Annotated in this window: 21 protein-coding genes; 6 read left to right on the top strand and 15 right to left on the bottom strand. The window is 29.6% G+C overall.

The genetic code is table 11. From position 1 onward, the window contains the following. On the top strand, positions 1-184 hold a 184-nt coding region (locus MR875_06465; GenBank protein ID MCI6994477.1), incomplete at its 5' end, for a thymidylate synthase. A 12-nt stretch (positions 185-196) separates the two neighbouring features. Here MR875_06465 and MR875_06460 read toward each other — a convergent pair. The 15 genes from MR875_06460 to MR875_06390 form a co-directional block, all read right to left on the bottom strand. After that, the gene (locus tag MR875_06460; protein MCI6994476.1) at positions 197-3,847 is read right to left on the bottom strand and encodes a lectin like domain-containing protein; all 3,651 of its coding nucleotides are present in this window, start codon (positions 3,845-3,847) and stop codon (positions 197-199) included. 136 nt (positions 3,848-3,983) lie between these two features. Continuing rightward, a complete protein-coding gene (bsh, locus tag MR875_06455; GenBank protein ID MCI6994475.1) occupies positions 3,984-4,964 on the bottom strand; it encodes a choloylglycine hydrolase in 981 nt (326 codons plus the stop codon). Between the two features lie 9 nt (positions 4,965-4,973). Continuing rightward, the gene (locus MR875_06450; GenBank protein ID MCI6994474.1) at positions 4,974-6,383 is read right to left on the bottom strand and encodes a nicotinate phosphoribosyltransferase; all 1,410 of its coding nucleotides are present in this window, start codon (positions 6,381-6,383) and stop codon (positions 4,974-4,976) included. A 77-nt stretch (positions 6,384-6,460) separates the two neighbouring features. After that, the gene (locus MR875_06445) at positions 6,461-7,006 is read right to left on the bottom strand and encodes a rubrerythrin family protein (protein ID MCI6994473.1); all 546 of its coding nucleotides are present in this window, start codon (positions 7,004-7,006) and stop codon (positions 6,461-6,463) included. Between the two features lie 97 nt (positions 7,007-7,103). Beyond that, complete coding sequence (locus MR875_06440) at positions 7,104-7,649, bottom strand: rubrerythrin family protein (GenBank protein ID MCI6994472.1); 546 nt, start codon at positions 7,647-7,649, stop codon at positions 7,104-7,106. Positions 7,650-7,913: 264 nt separating this feature from the next. Continuing rightward, complete coding sequence (locus tag MR875_06435; GenBank protein MCI6994471.1) at positions 7,914-8,198, bottom strand: hypothetical protein; 285 nt, start codon at positions 8,196-8,198, stop codon at positions 7,914-7,916. Then, positions 8,180-8,902: an ATP phosphoribosyltransferase gene (locus tag MR875_06430; protein ID MCI6994470.1), complete on the bottom strand. Its 723-nt coding sequence runs from the start codon at positions 8,900-8,902 to the stop codon at positions 8,180-8,182. The genes MR875_06435 and MR875_06430 overlap by 19 nt, the downstream gene beginning before the upstream one ends. A gap of 273 nt (positions 8,903-9,175) precedes the next feature. Beyond that, positions 9,176-10,006: a DUF4013 domain-containing protein gene (locus MR875_06425; GenBank protein MCI6994469.1), complete on the bottom strand. Its 831-nt coding sequence runs from the start codon at positions 10,004-10,006 to the stop codon at positions 9,176-9,178. A gap of 138 nt (positions 10,007-10,144) precedes the next feature. Continuing rightward, positions 10,145-11,116 carry a methenyltetrahydromethanopterin cyclohydrolase gene (gene mch, locus MR875_06420; protein ID MCI6994468.1) on the bottom strand — a complete coding sequence of 324 codons (972 nt, stop codon included), beginning with the start codon at positions 11,114-11,116 and terminating at the stop codon, positions 10,145-10,147. A 162-nt stretch (positions 11,117-11,278) separates the two neighbouring features. Further along, positions 11,279-12,031, bottom strand: a complete 753-nt coding sequence (locus MR875_06415; protein ID MCI6994467.1) for a Cna B-type domain-containing protein — start codon at positions 12,029-12,031, stop codon at positions 11,279-11,281. Between the two features lie 55 nt (positions 12,032-12,086). Further along, positions 12,087-12,263: a hypothetical protein gene (locus tag MR875_06410; GenBank protein ID MCI6994466.1), complete on the bottom strand. Its 177-nt coding sequence runs from the start codon at positions 12,261-12,263 to the stop codon at positions 12,087-12,089. Next, positions 12,264-12,599 carry a nitroreductase family protein gene (locus tag MR875_06405; protein MCI6994465.1) on the bottom strand — a complete coding sequence of 112 codons (336 nt, stop codon included), beginning with the start codon at positions 12,597-12,599 and terminating at the stop codon, positions 12,264-12,266. Further along, positions 12,600-14,156: a ClC family H(+)/Cl(-) exchange transporter gene (locus MR875_06400; GenBank protein ID MCI6994464.1), complete on the bottom strand. Its 1,557-nt coding sequence runs from the start codon at positions 14,154-14,156 to the stop codon at positions 12,600-12,602. A 213-nt stretch (positions 14,157-14,369) separates the two neighbouring features. Further along, positions 14,370-14,918 carry a DUF11 domain-containing protein gene (locus MR875_06395; GenBank protein ID MCI6994463.1) on the bottom strand — a complete coding sequence of 183 codons (549 nt, stop codon included), beginning with the start codon at positions 14,916-14,918 and terminating at the stop codon, positions 14,370-14,372. 48 nt (positions 14,919-14,966) lie between these two features. Then, positions 14,967-15,635 (bottom strand): hypothetical protein, encoded by a 669-nt coding sequence (locus MR875_06390; protein ID MCI6994462.1) that lies wholly within the window; start codon positions 15,633-15,635, stop codon positions 14,967-14,969. Positions 15,636-16,266: 631 nt separating this feature from the next. On the opposite strand from MR875_06390, the gene MR875_06385 reads away from it, so the two are divergent. The 5 genes from MR875_06385 (at position 16,267) to MR875_06365 (ending at position 19,308) form a co-directional block, all read left to right on the top strand. Next, the gene (locus MR875_06385) at positions 16,267-16,725 is read left to right on the top strand and encodes a hypothetical protein (GenBank protein MCI6994461.1); all 459 of its coding nucleotides are present in this window, start codon (positions 16,267-16,269) and stop codon (positions 16,723-16,725) included. A 70-nt stretch (positions 16,726-16,795) separates the two neighbouring features. Continuing rightward, the gene (locus MR875_06380; protein MCI6994460.1) at positions 16,796-17,146 is read left to right on the top strand and encodes an MATE family efflux transporter; all 351 of its coding nucleotides are present in this window, start codon (positions 16,796-16,798) and stop codon (positions 17,144-17,146) included. A 17-nt stretch (positions 17,147-17,163) separates the two neighbouring features. Continuing rightward, positions 17,164-17,547, top strand: coding sequence for a polysaccharide biosynthesis C-terminal domain-containing protein (locus MR875_06375; protein MCI6994459.1), 384 nt, complete (start codon positions 17,164-17,166; stop codon positions 17,545-17,547). Between the two features lie 26 nt (positions 17,548-17,573). After that, the gene (locus MR875_06370; protein ID MCI6994458.1) at positions 17,574-18,164 is read left to right on the top strand and encodes an MATE family efflux transporter; all 591 of its coding nucleotides are present in this window, start codon (positions 17,574-17,576) and stop codon (positions 18,162-18,164) included. Further along, entirely contained in the window at positions 18,148-19,308 is a 1,161-nt protein-coding gene (locus tag MR875_06365) for an MFS transporter (protein MCI6994457.1), read from the top strand. The genes MR875_06370 and MR875_06365 overlap by 17 nt, the downstream gene beginning before the upstream one ends. Positions 19,309-19,340 lie beyond the last annotated feature (32 nt).

Raw genomic sequence — 19,340 nt, 5'->3', positions numbered from 1 at the left:
TGGTGCATTTTACTCAAATATGTTTTTCATAGCATATTTAGGTCTTAAAATGAAAGAAGAAGTCAACAAAGAAATTGTTGGTGAAAAATTAAACTTTGGTGGAGTTCACTACCACTCAACTTCTGGCCACATTTACAATACTGACTTAAAAGCAGCACGTAAATTAATAAAAACAAATAAATAAGGTTATTTAACCTTATTTTACAATACTTATTGTATTTTTAACTGTTTCTCTACCATAAGTAGTAGTTATGGAATATTTAGTAATTTTAGTCTTTTTAGCTATCTTTAAAGTAGCAACACCATATTTGTTGGTTTTAACCTTGTAGGTTTTACCTCTAAATTTAAATGTGACTATTTTATATTTTAAAATATTACCTTTACTATCCACTATTTTTGCTGTGAATTTACCTGTTTTTCCTTTTTTAATGGCCATATCTTTAGTTATAACATTATGTTTTACAGTTATTTTATTAGATACTTTAAATCCATTATAAGTGGCAGTTATTGTATATTTTCCAGCTTTTAAGGATGAAATTTTTAATGAAACATATCCATGTGAATCAGTGTATTTATAATAGGTCTTACCATTCAATTTAATAGTAACTTTAAGGTTTTTCTTAATTTTTCCATTATCATCTACTACTTTAACCTTATAATAGCTTACTACACTGAAATATTTGGTTATGTCTTTATTTCCAGTCATTCTTGAGACAACCTTAATGTTTTGGATTGATTTACCTCCAGTTTCAGGATTAATAACTGTTATTGAATAAGATCCTGGGCTCAACTCAATATTATAGTTAAGAACACCTTCATCATCAGTGCCCAAATATTCAGTTATACCATTAACAATGATTTCTACATTGCAATTTGATAACCGTTTACCATAATTATCCAAAAGAATTACCTTATAATTGGAATTATAAACATATACTTCATTTGCAAGTGTTGTAATAGAAGATTTGAGTGTAATTTTTTTAGTTAAATTGTATCCTTCATTATTTATAACATCATTAAATCCAATCTCAATATTATAACTACCAAATGCTAATTTAAGAGATACTTTTGCAATTCCATTACTATCTGTGCTAACGACATAAACTTTATCATTAATCTTAAATTTGATTTCCTTATTTGCCACAGGGTTTGAATCATCATCAATCAAACGAATTGAATAATAAAAAGTCCCATTATGACATGAAACCATATCATTTGCAACTATTGAAACCTGTTTTGAATGAATAGTTATGTTTGAAGAAGAACCAGTATATTTATCACTGTTAAATGAAACTTTAATTAATTTGACACCACTATTTTTAAAGATATAATTCAATTTTGAAATTCCATTTATAATATCAACAGTGTATTCATTTCCTTCAATGTTAAAAATGACTTGGCCTGAATTAACTGGATTTCCATACTGATTTAAAACTGTCGCAATTATTTCAACTGGATTACACTCATCATTAATGGTTAAAGTGACAGTAGAATTAATTTTATTTAAAACTGTAAACGCTTTAATACATGCAACCTGTGATTTATAAGAATGATTAGGATATGTCCAAGTTAAATTAAATAAATCATTCCAGTTTTCACCATCATAGCTAATATATGAAATATTTTCCCCATAAAACAGATTATTAAGTGAAATTATTTCAGATATCGGAACACCTGCATTGCCTTCAACAGTTATTTTAAATACAACTTCAAAATCATCTCCAATTTTAAGAGGTATAAATTGATTTAATTCAATTGTTGAGTAACTTGCAACTGCATTACCAGACTGAATTAATTTAAGTTCATCATTTACATAAATATATAAATCCCAAGTTGTATCTTTTTGGAAATATGTTGAAACTGCAGTTAAATATTCATCATCGGTTGCTGTGAATTTATTTTTATACCAGACAGAACTAGATGAATTCAATAAGTAATCAGTTTGACCCGGAATATCATATTGATAATTTTTATCATATTTAATTGAATCTGCTAAGACGAATGTATAAGTAGAAGATGGATTGTTAAGGGGTGCTAAACGTACATCATAATATGAAACATAATAATATCCATTTTCACCACCAGAAGTCCCCCAACTATTTTTGATTATCCAAGCACCATCACCCGGAGCGATTTTCTTAAAATTAGTTTTAGAATAATTATTATCCCATCCAACAATAACTACTGCATGGTTAGCACTAGAAGTATGGTCATAATTATAATAATTTTTTCCATTTGCATAACTATTTTTATCCCAATAAATACTGGTTGAAACAGCCCCCTGTTCAATAATAGCTCTTTTTATTTCATTATTATCCGTGTAACTAGTTCTTTTCAAGAATAATATATTTTGAACATGTATAAAACTATTAAGTACTGGAGATAATGCTGATGAACCATAGTAACTGTCATCACTTTCATTTACCGGACCTAACCAAGAAGTAAGATATCCTATACCCATTGCAATGTATCCTCCATCATTCGGAGTAATGTCCCATCCATACTCTGAGTATAATGACATTAAATTTTTCATGTTTTCTTCAGAAAGATCATATGCATTGCCTGTTGCCTTTAATATACAGGATTCCAAACTAGCCAATGCTGCAAATGACCAGCAGTTTCCACCGTTTCCCTGATTTTTTACTGAAGTTACTTGGTTTAGAGTTCTTAAATCATAACTACTTGGAAGATCACCATCATATGATTGATTATAATAAATTAAAATATAATCTCCATTACCAATTGTTAAATTAGGTAATATAGTTTCATAAATATCATTATTAAAGCTAGCAGAATTATTTAAAAATGAAATATTTAAAATTACATAAGTTTCATTTGATATTATATAAACTCCTCCACCAACATTTAAAGCACTATTATTGATGAATTTATTTGAGGATACTGTAAGTAAATCAGGAGAATCAACAAATATTGCTCCACCATCTGAAGCAACATTATTTTCAAATGTGGAATTTACAAGCGTATAATCTCCGTAAACAGAGTATATTGATCCACCACGATATTTTGCTTTATTGTCACGAGCATCAATATTAGTTAAATTCAAATTTGTATTAAGTGCAGTTATTGCACCGCCGAAAGTAGCTGAAGAATTTGAGAAACTTACATAATTGGCAATAATTTCAGAATCTCTACCATATATTACTCCACCAGCATCGTTTTTTGCTTGATTATTGGTGAAATTAGTGTTTGAAATAGTTACTTTTGAATTTTTATCACAATAAATAACACCAGCATAATAATTAGCATAATTTCCACTGAAAACAGAATCTGCAATATTCAAATTAGAATTTGTTGCATAAATAACACCTGCATAATTTGTTGCATGAATATTTGTAAATGTACAGTTAGTTATATTTACAAAAGAATTTGAAGAAGATAAAAATCCACCAATTGAAGCATATGAGTCCTTAAAGATTGAATTTATTAAAGTGATGCTACCACCATTTGTTATTCTTGAATTCATGAAAGTAACATTACAAATAACAAGTGAACCATCAACATCAATATTCATATTTTTAATTATAGTGTTTTCACTGCTTTTACCAATTATAGTTATATTATTAACCTCAATAGAATATCCTGAATAAATACCTTCATTTAAATAAATTACAGAATCATCATGAACATTATTTCTTAAAGTTTTATAAGGAGAATTTAATGATCCATTACCTGAAACATCAACATTAGCATCGAAATAATAAGAATCAGATAAAATATTATCATTTAATTCAAAATCTGTTTGATTATTGCTTGCATATGCTGTTGGAATAACAACGAGCAATGCAATCAAACATATGATGATAACCTTTTTAATATTATACAACAAAATTTCCTCCTTTTTAAACAAGATAATCACAAAACTAATGAAAATTATCTAGTATAATAATATTTAAGGAAATTATAGTATAAATAACCTATTTAATTTTAAAAAAAATAAGATAAAAATTAAAAAAAAGAAAAAATTAATTAATGAAATTGATTTGTTCTTCATTAATTAAAGGATAATTTATCAAATTATCTGAGTCTAAATCTTCATTATTTAGACTTACAGCAGTTATTTGAGCATTTTTATATGTTCTGTAATACAATCTCGCTTCATCCGTATTGTAACATGATGAATAAACTGTATATTCATATAAATCAGGATCATCTATAAATGTACATCCGTTTTGCTGTTCAACAGAGCCCAAAATATGGAAAAATTGACCAACACTGCTTGCTTCATCACTATCAGTATAGGAATTAGCACGTGTAAATGCTGCTTTTGCAAATCTTGAAGAAGAAGATAAGTCCCCAGGAAGTCCTATTGCACCCATACCTCTTGAATATTCATCTAAATCAAAATCTTTGGAAAATGTGTTTTCAGGATTTTTAATAGATAAACTTCTAAAATTATTTAATGAAAATAACTGTTTATCAAAAGGAGGATTATTTGTCAAAACACCGACAGGATTGTCATAAATTTTTAATCCTTCTTCCAATGGTTCAACTACAATGCATTTCCCACTTGGATCAGACAACATCCAATGAAGAGTAGCTAAAGGCAATTCTTCTGCAAAATTAATATTCACAAGATTAATTTTCTTAAATAGTCCAATTGCTTCATCAAGGTTGCTTGCACAGCCAAGTATATATGGAATCAATTCAAATGGTGCAACATTTAACATGTCATCATTTATTTCTTTATATACTGCATTTCCTGGAAAGTTTAGTCCAGCTATTGACAATCCTTTTTCATTGCATGCATCATAATATAATGGATATCCATCAATACCTGCTGCAATTCCAATTATTGCATAATGTGATTTAATATCATCAATTTTTCTAAATTTAAATTCATAGTTTCTTGGAGTAATTGTTACTCTTTCATTATATGAAATTTCATAATCAAAGTTACGACCAAAATAATTCTTATCTGTAATATAATTACTTGCAGTACACATAATACCACCTTATATAAAATTTGAATATTTTAACGCTCTTGATTTGATATCACCGAAAGTGTCTTCGATTAACAATTCACCATTTTTAAATACAGTTTGAAGACAATCTTCACCACATGCATCGATTGGTATTGTTTTAAAAAAATTATTTTCATTAATTAATTTAAATCTACCTGTTTTGGATTTTTTACTGGAATCCAATGGATTTTTATAGATATCAATCCACTTACCATTACGTAATTGTGCAGAACATTTAAATGCATTTCTCTGTGTATCACGATTTACAGAGGTGTGAAGGCCTCCACCCATACCAAAGATAATATTTTCAGCTGCCCATCCATTAGATTTCATTGCAAATAAGATATCTCTGATTTTATGATAGTTTAAACCGTCACCCCATAAAAGGCCAATATTTGAGTCAAATACCTTATATCCCTTATCTGTCAGATAAGATCCAAAACCTTTCTCAAGGATATTCAAACAATCAATTGTTGTTGCTACGGGTTCACCACTATCAGGTCTAAATACAACTTTATTTCCTTCAATAGCTAAAAAATCTGTAATTGCGTTATTTAATCTAGAATTTGATTTTCCAGCTTCGGTTAAAAAGTTTTTATAGTTATATGAGTCTATAACCATAGACAATATTCCATTTTTAGCATTATCAATAACATTCAAAATTTGGTCAAATTCACCTTCAGGACCTAATGATGTCATCACACTGTGTTCAGTTGCCTGAACTGAAAAACCATATAGATTTGAATCGTTGTAATAATTTTCAGGAATGGTCAATGAAGGAATAGTGTCTGTTCCAGAAAAGCTAAGCAAATGCGCTGATCCAGATAGCATTGAAGATTCAGTTGAACTAGCTCCACGATATCCAAAGTCATGTAACATGAAATCCAAATTATCCTTTGAAGAACCAGTGACTTCAAGGTAAAATTTTGATAATTTCCTTACCTCAGCAGATAATGTTGCAACAGTTGAAGGGTACCAAACTTGTAAAAGTAGAGATTCAAGATAATTTACCAACCAGAAAGATTTTTTATCAGTGTTTTCAACAGTCATTAAGACATTGTTAACATTTACAGGTGTTCCTTCCGGTACTGATTTTATTTCTATTGGAAGATATCCATCATATTCATCTAAAATATAATACCAACCCTTTTTGTTGAATATATCTTCACCAATATGATTAGAAATAAGTTTATCGGCTTCTTCAATTTTTTGCTGATTTACGACTTGACCTTCCAAATATTTTTTTATGATATATTGCAGGCCGTAAAAAATAGTTTTATTAAATTCAGCACCTAATCTGCTTTCAAGGTATGAATAGATTTTTTCTGTCCCTTTTGGGTAAAAATAATGATGAGTTACTTTATAACTGTCTGTTAATAAACATATGTTGTTTTCAATCATAATATCAAGTCAATAACTAACCAGTTACTAAATTGTTATTATAAAAAGGTTGGAGTTGTAAAAACTCCGGTTTTTAATTAGATATAACTAGTATCTTGTTTTCTGAAATGTGCTTGTGGGTGATCACATAATGGACATACTTCAGGAGCATCGGTTCCATAATGGATGTAACCACAGTTGTTACATTTCCATGCGATTTCTTCATCTTTTTTAAATACTTTACCTGCTTTGATTTTGTCAGCTACAGCATTGTATCTATCTTCATGAGCTTTTTCAGTAGCAGCTGCTGCATCAAATAATTCTGCAATATCATCTAAACCTTCTTCACGTGCGGTTGCAGCGAATTCTTTGTACATTGAAGTCCATTCTTCATGTTCTCCAGCTGCTGCATCTGCGAGATTGGTTTCAGTATCAGGTACTTTACCACCGTTTAAAAGTTTAAACCAGATTTTTGCATGTTCTTTTTCGTTGTCAGATGATTCTTGGAAAATATCTTTAATTTCAACATAACCATCTTTTTTAGCTTGGGATGCGTAAAATTCGTATTTTACACGTGCTTGAGATTCACCAGCGAGTGCTGCTTTTAAGTTTTCTTCAGTTTTGGTTCCTTTTAAATCTACCATAATTTTTCCTCCTTAAAATAAGATATAAAAATAGAAAATGAATTTTAGTAATCAAGTTACTAACTTAAAATTAAAAAAAAATAAAAAAGTAGAAAGACTATTTAAAGTTAGTAGCTCTTTCTTCAAAGTGTGCTTTTGGAAGTCCGCAAACAGGACATTTTTCAGGTGCATTAGGACCTGAGAAAATAAATCCACAGTTTTCACATTTCCATTCAATATCTTCTGCTTTGTTAAATACAGTTTCGTTTTCAACATTAGCGAGTAAAGTTCTGTATCTTTCTTCGTGTTCTTTTTCAATTGCACCTACTTTTTCAAATAAGAATGCAATCATTGGGAAACCTTCTTCTTTAGCGGTTTCAGCGAATTCTTTGTACATTGAAGTCCATTCTTCGTTTTCACCATCAGCTGCACTGTTGAGGTTTGCAATAGTGTCAGGAATAACTTCATCATTTAAGAGTTTATACCAAATTTTAGCGTGTTCTCTTTCGTTTTTGGAAGTTTCCATGAAAATATCATGGATTTGAACATAGCCTTCTTCTTTAGCTTTAGCTGCGAAGTATTGGTATTTAGTGTGTGCTTGAGATTCACCAGCAAATGCTGCTTTTAAATTTTCTTCAGTTTTAGTACCTTTTAAATCAGACATAATATACATCTCCAATAATATAAAATATATTCTCATTAAATAAAAAGTTTTTCATAACCACAATACAATAATTTTTCTATATATTAATAAAAAAAGCAATAATGTTAAATGAAAAATAAATAATTTGAATAAAATTAAATAAAAATAAATATTAATGAATATTTTTTAAAATAAACTCATTTTACAAAATACCATTAATAAAAAATATAATAAAATTAAGTTATGTTAAATATATTTTATACAGACATATAAAAAACATACTTATTATTTAATTAATTGTTTTAAATCATTTCTGATGATTGAAGTTGCATTGAATCCTTTGATTGCTTCAATCATTTCAGGGAATTTTGCTTTTGGAATTAAAACATTAATTTGTGAGAAGCTAGAACATTCAGTGACAGTCGGTTCGTCAGCACAAAGTTTATTTTCAACCAAATATTCACTAACATCACTAATTTTATCATTAGCTAAATTAAATTTAACATCAAAATAATTTTTAGCAGTTATTGCACCGAACAATTGTTTATAGATCAATTGAGCTTTGACCATTTTTTCACAGTGCAGGATACACCAGCGTATAATCCTGCTGAAGAGTGCAATATTGTTTCAAGTTCTTTTAAACCTGCTTTTCTTAAACTACTTCCAGTCTGAGTATTATCAACAATTAAATCTGCACCTTTAGCAATATATACTTCAGTTGCACCATCAGAATTGATAACTTGTACTTGTTCGTTGTCCCCATCAGTTAATCCTCTGACTTGGACAAATAGTACTGCATCACCGAATATTTCTTTATATCCTTCATTTTCCATTATGTGTTTTCTAGTTAAGTTTGGATATTCAGTGAAACATAAGATTGGAGTTTTTCTATCTTTATTAGCTCTGAAGAATTCAGTTAAATTTTCATACGGAGAATCATTTGGAACTGCAACAATTAAACGAGTTTTACCATAATCCAAATCACCTATTTTAACAGTTTTGGTATCTCTTAAAACGGATTCTTCTTTAATCCAATCTTCACCGACAATAGCAATATCCACCATACCTCTGTTTAATTCCACAGGAACAGATTGTGGACGAGTTAAATATGCATTTATTTCCGGATCATTAACTATATCAATTTCGTAAGATTCATACCCCGATTCATAACCTCTAACTTCATAACCTGCATCTACAAATAACTGATAAGTATTTCCTCTTTTAACATTGTTCAAACTTCCTTTTGGAAGACCGAGAATAATTTTTTCATTCATAATTGTTCTTCAACATAATTACATTATATGAAATTTGATAAAGTTCAAAAAAATTCTTCACTAATGGATTAAAAATTCACACACCATCAAAAAAATAATTTTTTAATTCAAATTAAGTTTACAATAATTATCAATTCCACAATAAAATAATCTATTATTTAAATAATTTAAAGTTTATTAAAATTTAATCTGAAAAATAGAACTGGAATCAAGTTCTTAGAATATAACTTTTGGATAAAAAAAGTAAAAAATAGGAAAATAAAAGTTATTTTCCTAAGCTATATCAGAATATAATAATCCATATGCTCTTTGGGTAAAGAAAATCAAGTATGGAGTTATTACAACTGAAATAATTGAGATTTGTGGGATTTGATTGGTAAGATATCCTACAATTCCTTGAATAACTACAACAATTACAACAACTAAAATAATAAGAGCAAGTACTTTAGCCACTCCAATTCTTGGAATGTCTTTTGCTGCTTCAATAACATTAAGAGCATTGCCAAGACTGCCTGTGTTTGCTAATCTTGCTTGACCCATTGTTTCAATAAATCCAAAGATTATAAACAAAATAATTGCAACAATTGCAGTAATAGCAATAGAAGTAAATAAGGAAGCCCAAGCAGCATCAGATACAACAGGCATAGCAGTTGCAGTTGAGTTAGCAACAGCAGTTGCATTTATATTTGCAGTGTATTCTTCAATTATTTGCATAAAACTACCCGGAACATTTGCAATAATTGCAACAATTCCAGTAATAATAGCAGGAATAATAAAGTATACAATATTAACAATTAATAGTTTAATACCATTTATTCCATCATTTATCCAATCAAATGCAGGAGCGTTTTCATCAAAATCAATACCTGACTTCATGATTCCTAGTTGATAACCCATCATTACCAATGATACAATGAATGAAGCAATGAATAAGATTATACCAAGAATTACAAGAGCAGTATTTTCATTACTAAATGCACAAGCAAATACTCCACCAACCATTAAAATTGCAATTACAAATGTTAAAGCTATGTAAATTGCAAGTTTTTCTATATTTTGTGATGGAAAAATAAATGCCTCTTTAATAATATCCATAATTTCCATTATTAACACCTTTTTTAATTAATCAACACTCAAAGAGTAGTTAGTATTATTTTAAAAATGATATTATTTAAAATTAATTGAAAATTAGAATATAAATACTAAGAATATAAAAAAAGAAAAGAAAAAAGATGAATAAATTTATTCATCTAAACCGAAGGATTTTTTGAGTAAATCTACGTTTACATATCCTTCTTTGTAAATTTTACCAGTAGTTAAGTCGTTAATTACAACTTCAGCAGGAGCGAACATTCCTTTGTCGATTTTGTAGAAGTCGAATTCAGCTTCTTTGAATACATCGAAGAATGGTTTACCATATCCATCAGCTGCGGAAGATGGTAATTTAGCTGCAACATCAGCAATGTCATCGTTTTCATCGGATTCTACGTAGTAGTAAGTTCTTCCACCGAATAATACTGCATCATTGGTTTTACCCATTGCTTTGAGTCCATTAGGATCAATTGGTGCAATAGGTGCAATACCTGCTGCGTGTTTTACTTTAGTCACATCGAATTTGATAGCTTCTAACATTTTGTAGGTTCCGTTTTCAACTACTCTTCCGGAAATTTGAATAGATCCAACAAGAGATGAAGTAGGAGCTACGAGTAAGTATACGTTTTTAACATCAACTTTACATTCATCAGCAATGTATTGAGCAACTTCTTCACCAGGTAATACGTCAGCTTCTAAAGTTAAAATAGCTAAATCAGCTTCAGTGTCTGCGTAATCAATTTCTTCATAAGTTTCAGCTGGTTTTAATGCAATTGCTCTTGCAGGACCGGAACCGAGTGCAAAGAAATCTCCAACAGATACAGACCAACCTGCTTTTTGAGAACCTAAGGTTGAGATAGAAGGTGAGTCAGTTTTAATTTTTACTGAAGGAAGAGCGAATTTTTCAGATAAATCTCCAGGAATTGAAATTCCAACATCTGCAAGTCCACCGAGACAAACTTTAGTATAAAGTTCACCTGCTTTAAAACTTCCATCTACATTTACACCACAATCTAAAACGGTAGCACCATTTTCTAAGGTTTCTACAGCGATGTTTAATGCATCTGCTTTTTCAATCATTACATCTACGGTTTTTTTTGCTTCTATGTTTACACTTACCATAGTTTAACCTCTATAAAAAATATCAACTTATAACTTTTAAGTTATTGAATAAAAATTTATTTCTATTCTTATTTATATTTGCCTAAATGATTTTAGGGATAAATTAAAAGAATTTTTTAAAAAAAGAAAAGATGTAGATGAAAAGTCATCTACTTTTTAGTTTTATTTTTTCTTACGTGAAAGTGGAATGAAAGCTACAATAATTAATACTATAACCAAAGCAACAATAGGAAGTCCTGTGTTTTTTAGTTTATTTTCAGTTGTGTTAGTATTATTCTTTTTAACTGGTTTGTCTTCTTTTTTGACTATTTTATGTTCCTTATTGGATGTTGTGGTTGGAGCTTTTGAAACATCAACAGTCTGATTTTCATCCATTGTATTGTTTTGATCTTCAGTCTGATTAGAATCATCAGTTTCATTATCAATAGTACTATCTTCATCTGAAGAATTATCAGACACCTCCTCTTCAGGAGCATCATCAGATTCATCTGGAGAATCTTCATCAGAAAGATCATCATCTGCACTGGCTTTAAGTGGAGCTTCTTTAATAGTGTTTGTAATTACAAAGCCACTATCTGCATCTCCATCCATTGACACATCATAAGAAGAAATGTCATTGATTTCTTCTATTTCATAATTCCCATCATCAGTGATTTTAAATGAAGCCTTCCATGAATTGCTTTCATTTAAATTAACTGAATCAACAACATTACCATCACATAAAAGTTTTACAGTTATTGAATCCGGCCTATCTGTTGTTTGACCATCATCCTCCCAGATAACTTTTACATTTATTGTCTTTTGAATATTATCTCCACTACCATCCAAAACAGCATCAGATTCGGCTGAAATAACACTAATAGAAATCATTAAAAAGACAAGAATAGTCAATATCGCAAATATCTTTTTATACATGAGTTCACCTCTAAAAATGAATATAACTTTAATAATATATAAAATAACTATTAATTCAAACCAATTTATTAATATCTATCAAAATGAACTTTAGATTCACATATCTAAGTTTTACTTCACTCTCAAAAGCAGGATATCCGACACAGATTACTGAAAATGGAATGCAATTGTCAGGAATATTCAAATATTCCTTTAATTTTAATGTTCTATCTTCAATCAGATGGAATCCCAACTATACTACACCAAGTCCTTCATGAGTTGCCTGAATCAAAATATTCTCATTACATGCCCCCAACTCCTGTTCAATCATCCTAATGACTTTTGCTTCATTGAGATTTCCCACAGTAATTATCAAATGGGATGCATTGGCAGCTGGCTTTGCAAATTGATGCATTTGAGAAATTGCCTGTTTATCATCTTCTTTTGATACAACAATGAACTCCCAAGGCTGTGAATTACATGATGATGGAGCCTGCATACCTGCCTTTAACAAATTATTAATTTTATCATCACTTACTTTTTCTTCTGTAAACTTACGAACACTTTTTCTTTTAAAAATTAAACTCATCTAACCACCGAATAAATCTTCAATTTCTTCACGAACATAAGGATAATCATTGACATCAGTTAAGATATGAATTTGATCACCATATTTGATGTTAAAATCTTCAGTTGGAATTACATATTTTCCATTTCTGATTACAGACACCACAATAGCATTTTTTGGGAATGGAATATCTTTAATTTTGAAATTAATATAATTACAGTCAAGAGGTACCAAGTATTCAGACAATACATGATTTGAAGGTTTTTTAACAAATTCTCTGTTTTTATTAAGGAGCAACCTGTCGTATAATGACTCATAAATCGGTTCATTTCCTAAAAGTGTCGGTACAACATAAGCTATTAAAGAAACAATAACCATTGCAATTAATGATTCTGTTGATCCACACATCTCAGCAATTAAAACAACACCAGTTATTGGAGATCTTACTGTTGCAGCAAAGAATCCTGCCATTGAAATGACAACAAACTTGTAGACCAATGTTTGTTCAAGTCCAAATACTGGAACAACAACAGAACCAAATACTGCTCCAATATATGCTCCCAGTACCAATATTGGTAAAAATATACCACCAGGTGCTCCAGATGAAAATGAAAACATTGAAAAGAGGTATTTCAATACTAAAAGTAATATTAAAACACCAAGAGAAGGCATAGCAACATCAAGCATATCAAGCATGAAATGTCCACCATCACTTATTTCAGGAATTGTCAATGCAACAACACCAGACATCATAAATACCAATACAAATTTGAGCCAAGACGGAATTTTAAGACTATTTACCAAATCACTTGATTTAATCATTCCAATATTGTAAACATATCCTAAAAGACCAATTATTACACCAAGAATAATCAATATCCAATAGTCATTCAACGGAATATTATGAATTGGAAATGTTAAAGCAGTAGACTGGCCGAATATAACTTTAGATATAAAATCAGACACAATAGCTGATACTAATGCAATGAATACTAATGTTTTATCAAAACCATGATTGATTTCTTCCAAAACAAACAATACTCCCGCAAGAGGTGCATTGAATGCTGCTGTAATACCTACAGCAGAACCAACTAAAATCAATCTGAGCTCATCAGTCTTAGATCCATTAAATAAACGTGCTACACCTTTACCTGCCATACCACCAATCTGAACTGACGGACCTTCAGGACCAAGTGACAAACCACCAAGAGCAGTCAATACTCCAGATACAATTTTAGAAAACAATACTTTTACCCAATTAGCTTCCATATGGCCTTTTACCTCTGCATATATTTGAGGTATTCCACTTCCATCCGAATCGACTTCCCATTTAGTTAAAAAATCGACCAAAAGTCCCATAATGGCTAAAGCAATGAAAAATAGAATGATGTAAAATACATTTCCATGTATTATACTTAAGTAATCTCTCAAAACATATTCAGAACCATAAAGCAAATAACGATATAAACATACCATCAATCCTGCAAATACACCTACCATAATACCTTGAATTGTTAGACGGAAGATATATTTTGGATTTTCAGACACTGATTTTAAGGTTTTTTCAAGATTTTTCATCAATTATAAATTTAATTTAATAATATAAATTATTTTCATAATTGTAATTTGAAAATAAATATGATTTTATAATTTTAATGCATTATTATTACAGTTATTAACGCAATTCCTATTTAAAATTAATTTTATTTACATTTTATAATATCATAAAAAATACTGAAATTATACTTAAATCAAAAAAAGAGATAAAAAGGAGATAAACTCCTTAACTTATTATTTTTTATTTTTTCTAAATCTAGTGCATCCAATTAATGAGATAACAACAAGCAACAACATTAATGGATTTCCTGTTGCAGTTTTACCAACATTGAATGTTTCGGTTTTAGTAGTTGTTTTATTTTCACTAACTGGAGTGTCAATGTCTGTTTCATTGAAATATTCAATACCACCATCAACTTTCTCAGTTATGTTTGTTTTGTTTTCGACTTCCACTGTATCATTATCAGTTACATTATCAGTGTTATTAGAACCAGCAGTTACAAAGTTTGTAAGATTTCCTGATTTAATTACTTTAAATATAACTGTAAAATTTGCAGATTCGCCAATTTCCAAGTATCCATCATATGACCATTTATTTACACCATCAAAAGTCCATTTTCCTGACGGATCATTATAAGAAACATATTCCAAACCATCATGTTTACCTTCTTTTACAAAGACATCCTTCAAGTGGATATCACCAATATTTTTAACTGTAATTAAAAATTCTGTCAAGTTTCCAACTTCAGCGGTTTTGTTCAATGCCTCTTTTGACACAGTCATGTTAAAGTTAGCCTCTGATTTTAAGATTTCAACATCAGTTATTTTATATCAAAATAAATCCTGATATCTTTCCGGAGTCAAAAATGCTGTAAAATCATAAGTCCTTACAGTACCATTATCCAAATGCTTATATGCCTTTTCAGGAATACGAACACCATTGTCATAATCTTCAATTACTTTATTTACAACATCCGTAATTGTGTCACTTGAAGTATAATTCCTATACTCATAATTAGTTAAACGCCAAATTGCGGATTGACGTGAATAATCTCCACTGAATTCATCATTATAATTATAGATTAATATTTTTAACAATTCACCAACATTATTCCCATAAACAGTATTGTTTAAAACAGAAGTATTTCTAATGGACAAAGGAGTACTATGTGAAGGAGCGGAATTTCGAACATTCGCACAGAATATTGTATAACCATTAGAAGTTGTTCCACCACAGTAACTTCCAACAATAATGTACTCAATATCATCTTCAGAAGAACTTCCATCACTATCAGCAGCATTTACTGTAGAGACTGAACTACTAACACCCAAACGATTAGCATTAGCATTATTGCTTTCTAAATTTCCACTTACACTGGATTCAACCAATGGATCTTCAACCACATTAGTATCAGACAACTCATCAGCTGAATCTATTCGCGTAGCTAAATCATTATCAAACACATCTGCATCAACATCCACATCAACTGTTGCTGACACAATACCTCAAGAAACAATCAAGCACACGAATATGAACATGCATGCAATTTTTTTATTTCCCATTATTGATTTCCTCCATAAACTGTAATATTTATATTACTGTTTAAACTATTTTATTCAACCAATATATAAAGTTTTCTTAAAAATAGTATACAAATAAACTAATTTTAATAAAATATTTATTTAATTGTATATTAAATTTTAAAAAATCAAATATTTGTATAATTTACAATTTTTTTATATAAAATATAATATTTATTATAAAAATTTAATAGAATAACTAAAAATTTTATAAAAAAGTTCATAACATTATTTTAAATATGCACAGTCCTGTAATATGAAAAAAATATTTTGAGAAACTGATTATTAAAAATAGAAAATATCTAAATATTTAAAAAAATTTAAATTAATAATTCATAATAAAACCTTAAAATATGAACATAAATAGAAAATAAAAATAATAATTTACCATATAAAAAGTAAAAAATTAATTTTTAATAAACAAAAATAAAAATGAACATAATATAAAAAAATAGTATTAAAATCAATAATGTAAAAATTACAAAACATATTTAAATTGAAATTACCGAAATTTAATCAGAGAATATAAAATATTCTTGGAGGATTTTAAATGAAAATGAAAAAATTATTGATGGCATTACTTTTAATGTCAGTAATTGCAATTAGCGTAAGTGCTGTTGCAGCAGAACAAGCACAAATTGGACAAAATACATTTGATGTTCCTGATGGTTATACAATAGTTCAAACAGAAGACAACATGATTATGATGCAAATTGATGAAAACAATGCAGTTACAGTAACAATTGACATTCCTGATGATATTGAATCATCAAAACAAACAATACTTGACCAAGGATATGAACTTGTAAATGAATCTACCGTTCAATATGCTGACAAAGATATCAATGTTCAAGGTTTTACCAAAGATGATATAACAAGCTACAACTATATTGTTCTTTCAGACGATGGCAATTATGTTGTTGGAGTAGTATCCAATGACCCTAACTTTGATGGTGACCTTGAAAGCGGAAGCAACCCTGCAGCAACCATCTTTGATACCTGGGCTTAATTAATCATTAAGCCTTTTTCTTCTTTTTTTTCTTAAAACATAAAAACTATTAAACATATATAAAAAATACATGACTAAAACTGAAAACATTGATATTTTAACAGGAAATCCAAAAACAGCTATTAAAAAACTAGCTGTTCCAACAATGTTATCCATGCTTTTAATAATAGCTTACAACCTTGCAGATACAATTTGGGTATCTGGACTTGGTCCAAACCTATTAGCTGCTCTTGGTTTTGTTGCTCCATTGTTTTTCATTCTTGTAGGATTCGGTAATGGTATTGGTGCGGCCGCATCTTCCACAATTGCAAGAGCAATTGGTGCTAAAGATAAGAAATTAGCAGAAAACAATGCAACACATAGCTTAATACTTACTGTAATATCTTCAATCATAATTCCAATAATTATTATATATTTTTAGATGATATCCTAATATTCATGAGAGGAAGTGGAGCAGCACTTGATGACAGTTTAATATATGGAACAATCATATTTGCAGGAATGTTCTTTATGATAGTTCCAATGGTTTTGTCTTCAATTTTAAGAGCAGAAGGTGATGTGAAACGTCCAATGTATTCAATGATAGCAACAGCATTATTAAACATAGTTTTAGATCCAATATTCATTTACATATTCGGTTGGGGTGTTGCAGGTGCTGCATGGGCATCTATTTTATCAAGTGGAATTTCCACAATCATCATGAGTTACTGGATTTGGATTAAAAAAGACACATTCCTAAGAATTAATCATTTTAAATACAATTCAGGTATTTTAAAAGATATATTGAGCATATCTCTTCCAGCAACCTCAGAAACATATTAATGTCACTTTTTATATTATATATAAACATGACACTCACTACTGTCGGCGGAACAGTGGCTGTTGCATGCTATGCATCTGCACTTAAAGTGAATCACATGACATTAATTCCACTTCAAGGTATTTCAACAGCACTACTGACAGTTGCTGGTGCCAGTTTTGGTGCATGTGACTACGACAAACTAAAAACAGCATTCAACTATTCAAATAATATGGGCCTCATCATTTCAATTATTTTAGTTGCAATAACAATTGCGCTTGCTCCTGAAATCGCAAGATTATTCTCATATACTGCACAAAGCGCTTCACTTGAACCTAAAATAGCCAGCGTTATCCAAATATTTAACTTATTTGCAGTAGTATATGTGTGGGGAAACAATGCAACATCAATGTTTCAGGGAATAGGAAAAGGATTAACATCATTAATGATAACCTTCGGCAGAACATTATTTGTAGAAATAATATTCATTTATTTATTCACATACACATTGAATATGGGCGAATTTGGAGTGTATTTAGGTATAATTGTAGGATGCCTTGCTGCTTCATTAATAGCTTTAATCTATTCAAAATATTATTTATCAAAAATTAGGAGAACACTCAATGAAAATCAATCCTAAAATACTCGTATACATTTTAATGATATCAACTCTTGCAATTAATACACCATTAAGCCTTGTAGGTATTGTAGGTGAGATATCACAATACTTCAACATTTCAATAGCGATTGTCGGACTTTTCATTAGTTCATTTACATTCACAATTGCAATCTGTGGACTGTTCATACCACTTGTATTCTCAAAATATGAAAGGAAACATACATTCATGTTTATTTTAGGAATATTTTCAATATGCAATTTCATAAGCATATTCGTTCACAATTTTTATATTGCATTAATATTAAGAATAATACCTGCAATCGCATATCCTGCTTTTGTAGCTATTGCACTTACATTTACAGAAGAAATTGCTCCTGAAGGTGAAAAACAATCATATATTACCTTGATTTTGCTTGGTATTTCAATAGGAAGTATTATTGGGCTTCCAATTACCACATTTATAGGAACTACAATCGGATATCAGGCAACAATAACTTGGATTTTTGCAATTAACTTCATTTCATCCATATTGATTGCATTGCTATTTCCTAAACAAAAAGGAAAAGAAAAAAGTTATGAAGCCCCATTATCATCTTTAAAATCAGGAAACTTCTTGCTTGCAAGTCTTGGGATCATTTTAATGCCAATAGGATTCTGTATTGTTTATAGTTATATGAGCTATTACTTGCAGACTATCACACATATCTACACATACCAATTAAGCGCCGTATTATTTGTATATGGGCTTGTTTCAATAGTAGGTACATGGATGGGCGGAAAAATTCTTATGAAAAAAGACAAAATAACCCTTGTAATGTTTCAATTAGTTTGCATTGCGATGATTTCCCTATTATACTTCTTTGGTGCACTAACAATTTCAGCTATAATCTTAATTCTCATTTTAGGATTTTTGGATGGAATGGGTTATAATTTAATACAATATATTGAAGCTTGTGCCCTTCCAGACACACCAGAACTTGCAAATGGTATTTTTGTTAGTATACTGAATGGTGGAATAGCTATCGGATCTGCAACAGGAGGATTTTTGGTTAATGGGTTTGGAATAATGTCCATTTTTATTGGGGCGATAATTCCATTATTTTTAGCAACAATAATTTTATATTATGTTGTTTATGGTGGAAAGATTAACTTGAAATACAGTTAATCACCTTCTTTTTAACCAACAACAATAAGTAC

The organism is Methanobrevibacter sp. (genome assembly GCA_022775905.1).
Lineage (GTDB): Archaea > Methanobacteriota > Methanobacteria > Methanobacteriales > Methanobacteriaceae > Methanocatella.
Note: the sequence above shows the minus strand (reverse complement) of the source record. Positions and strands in the feature narration are given on the sequence as shown.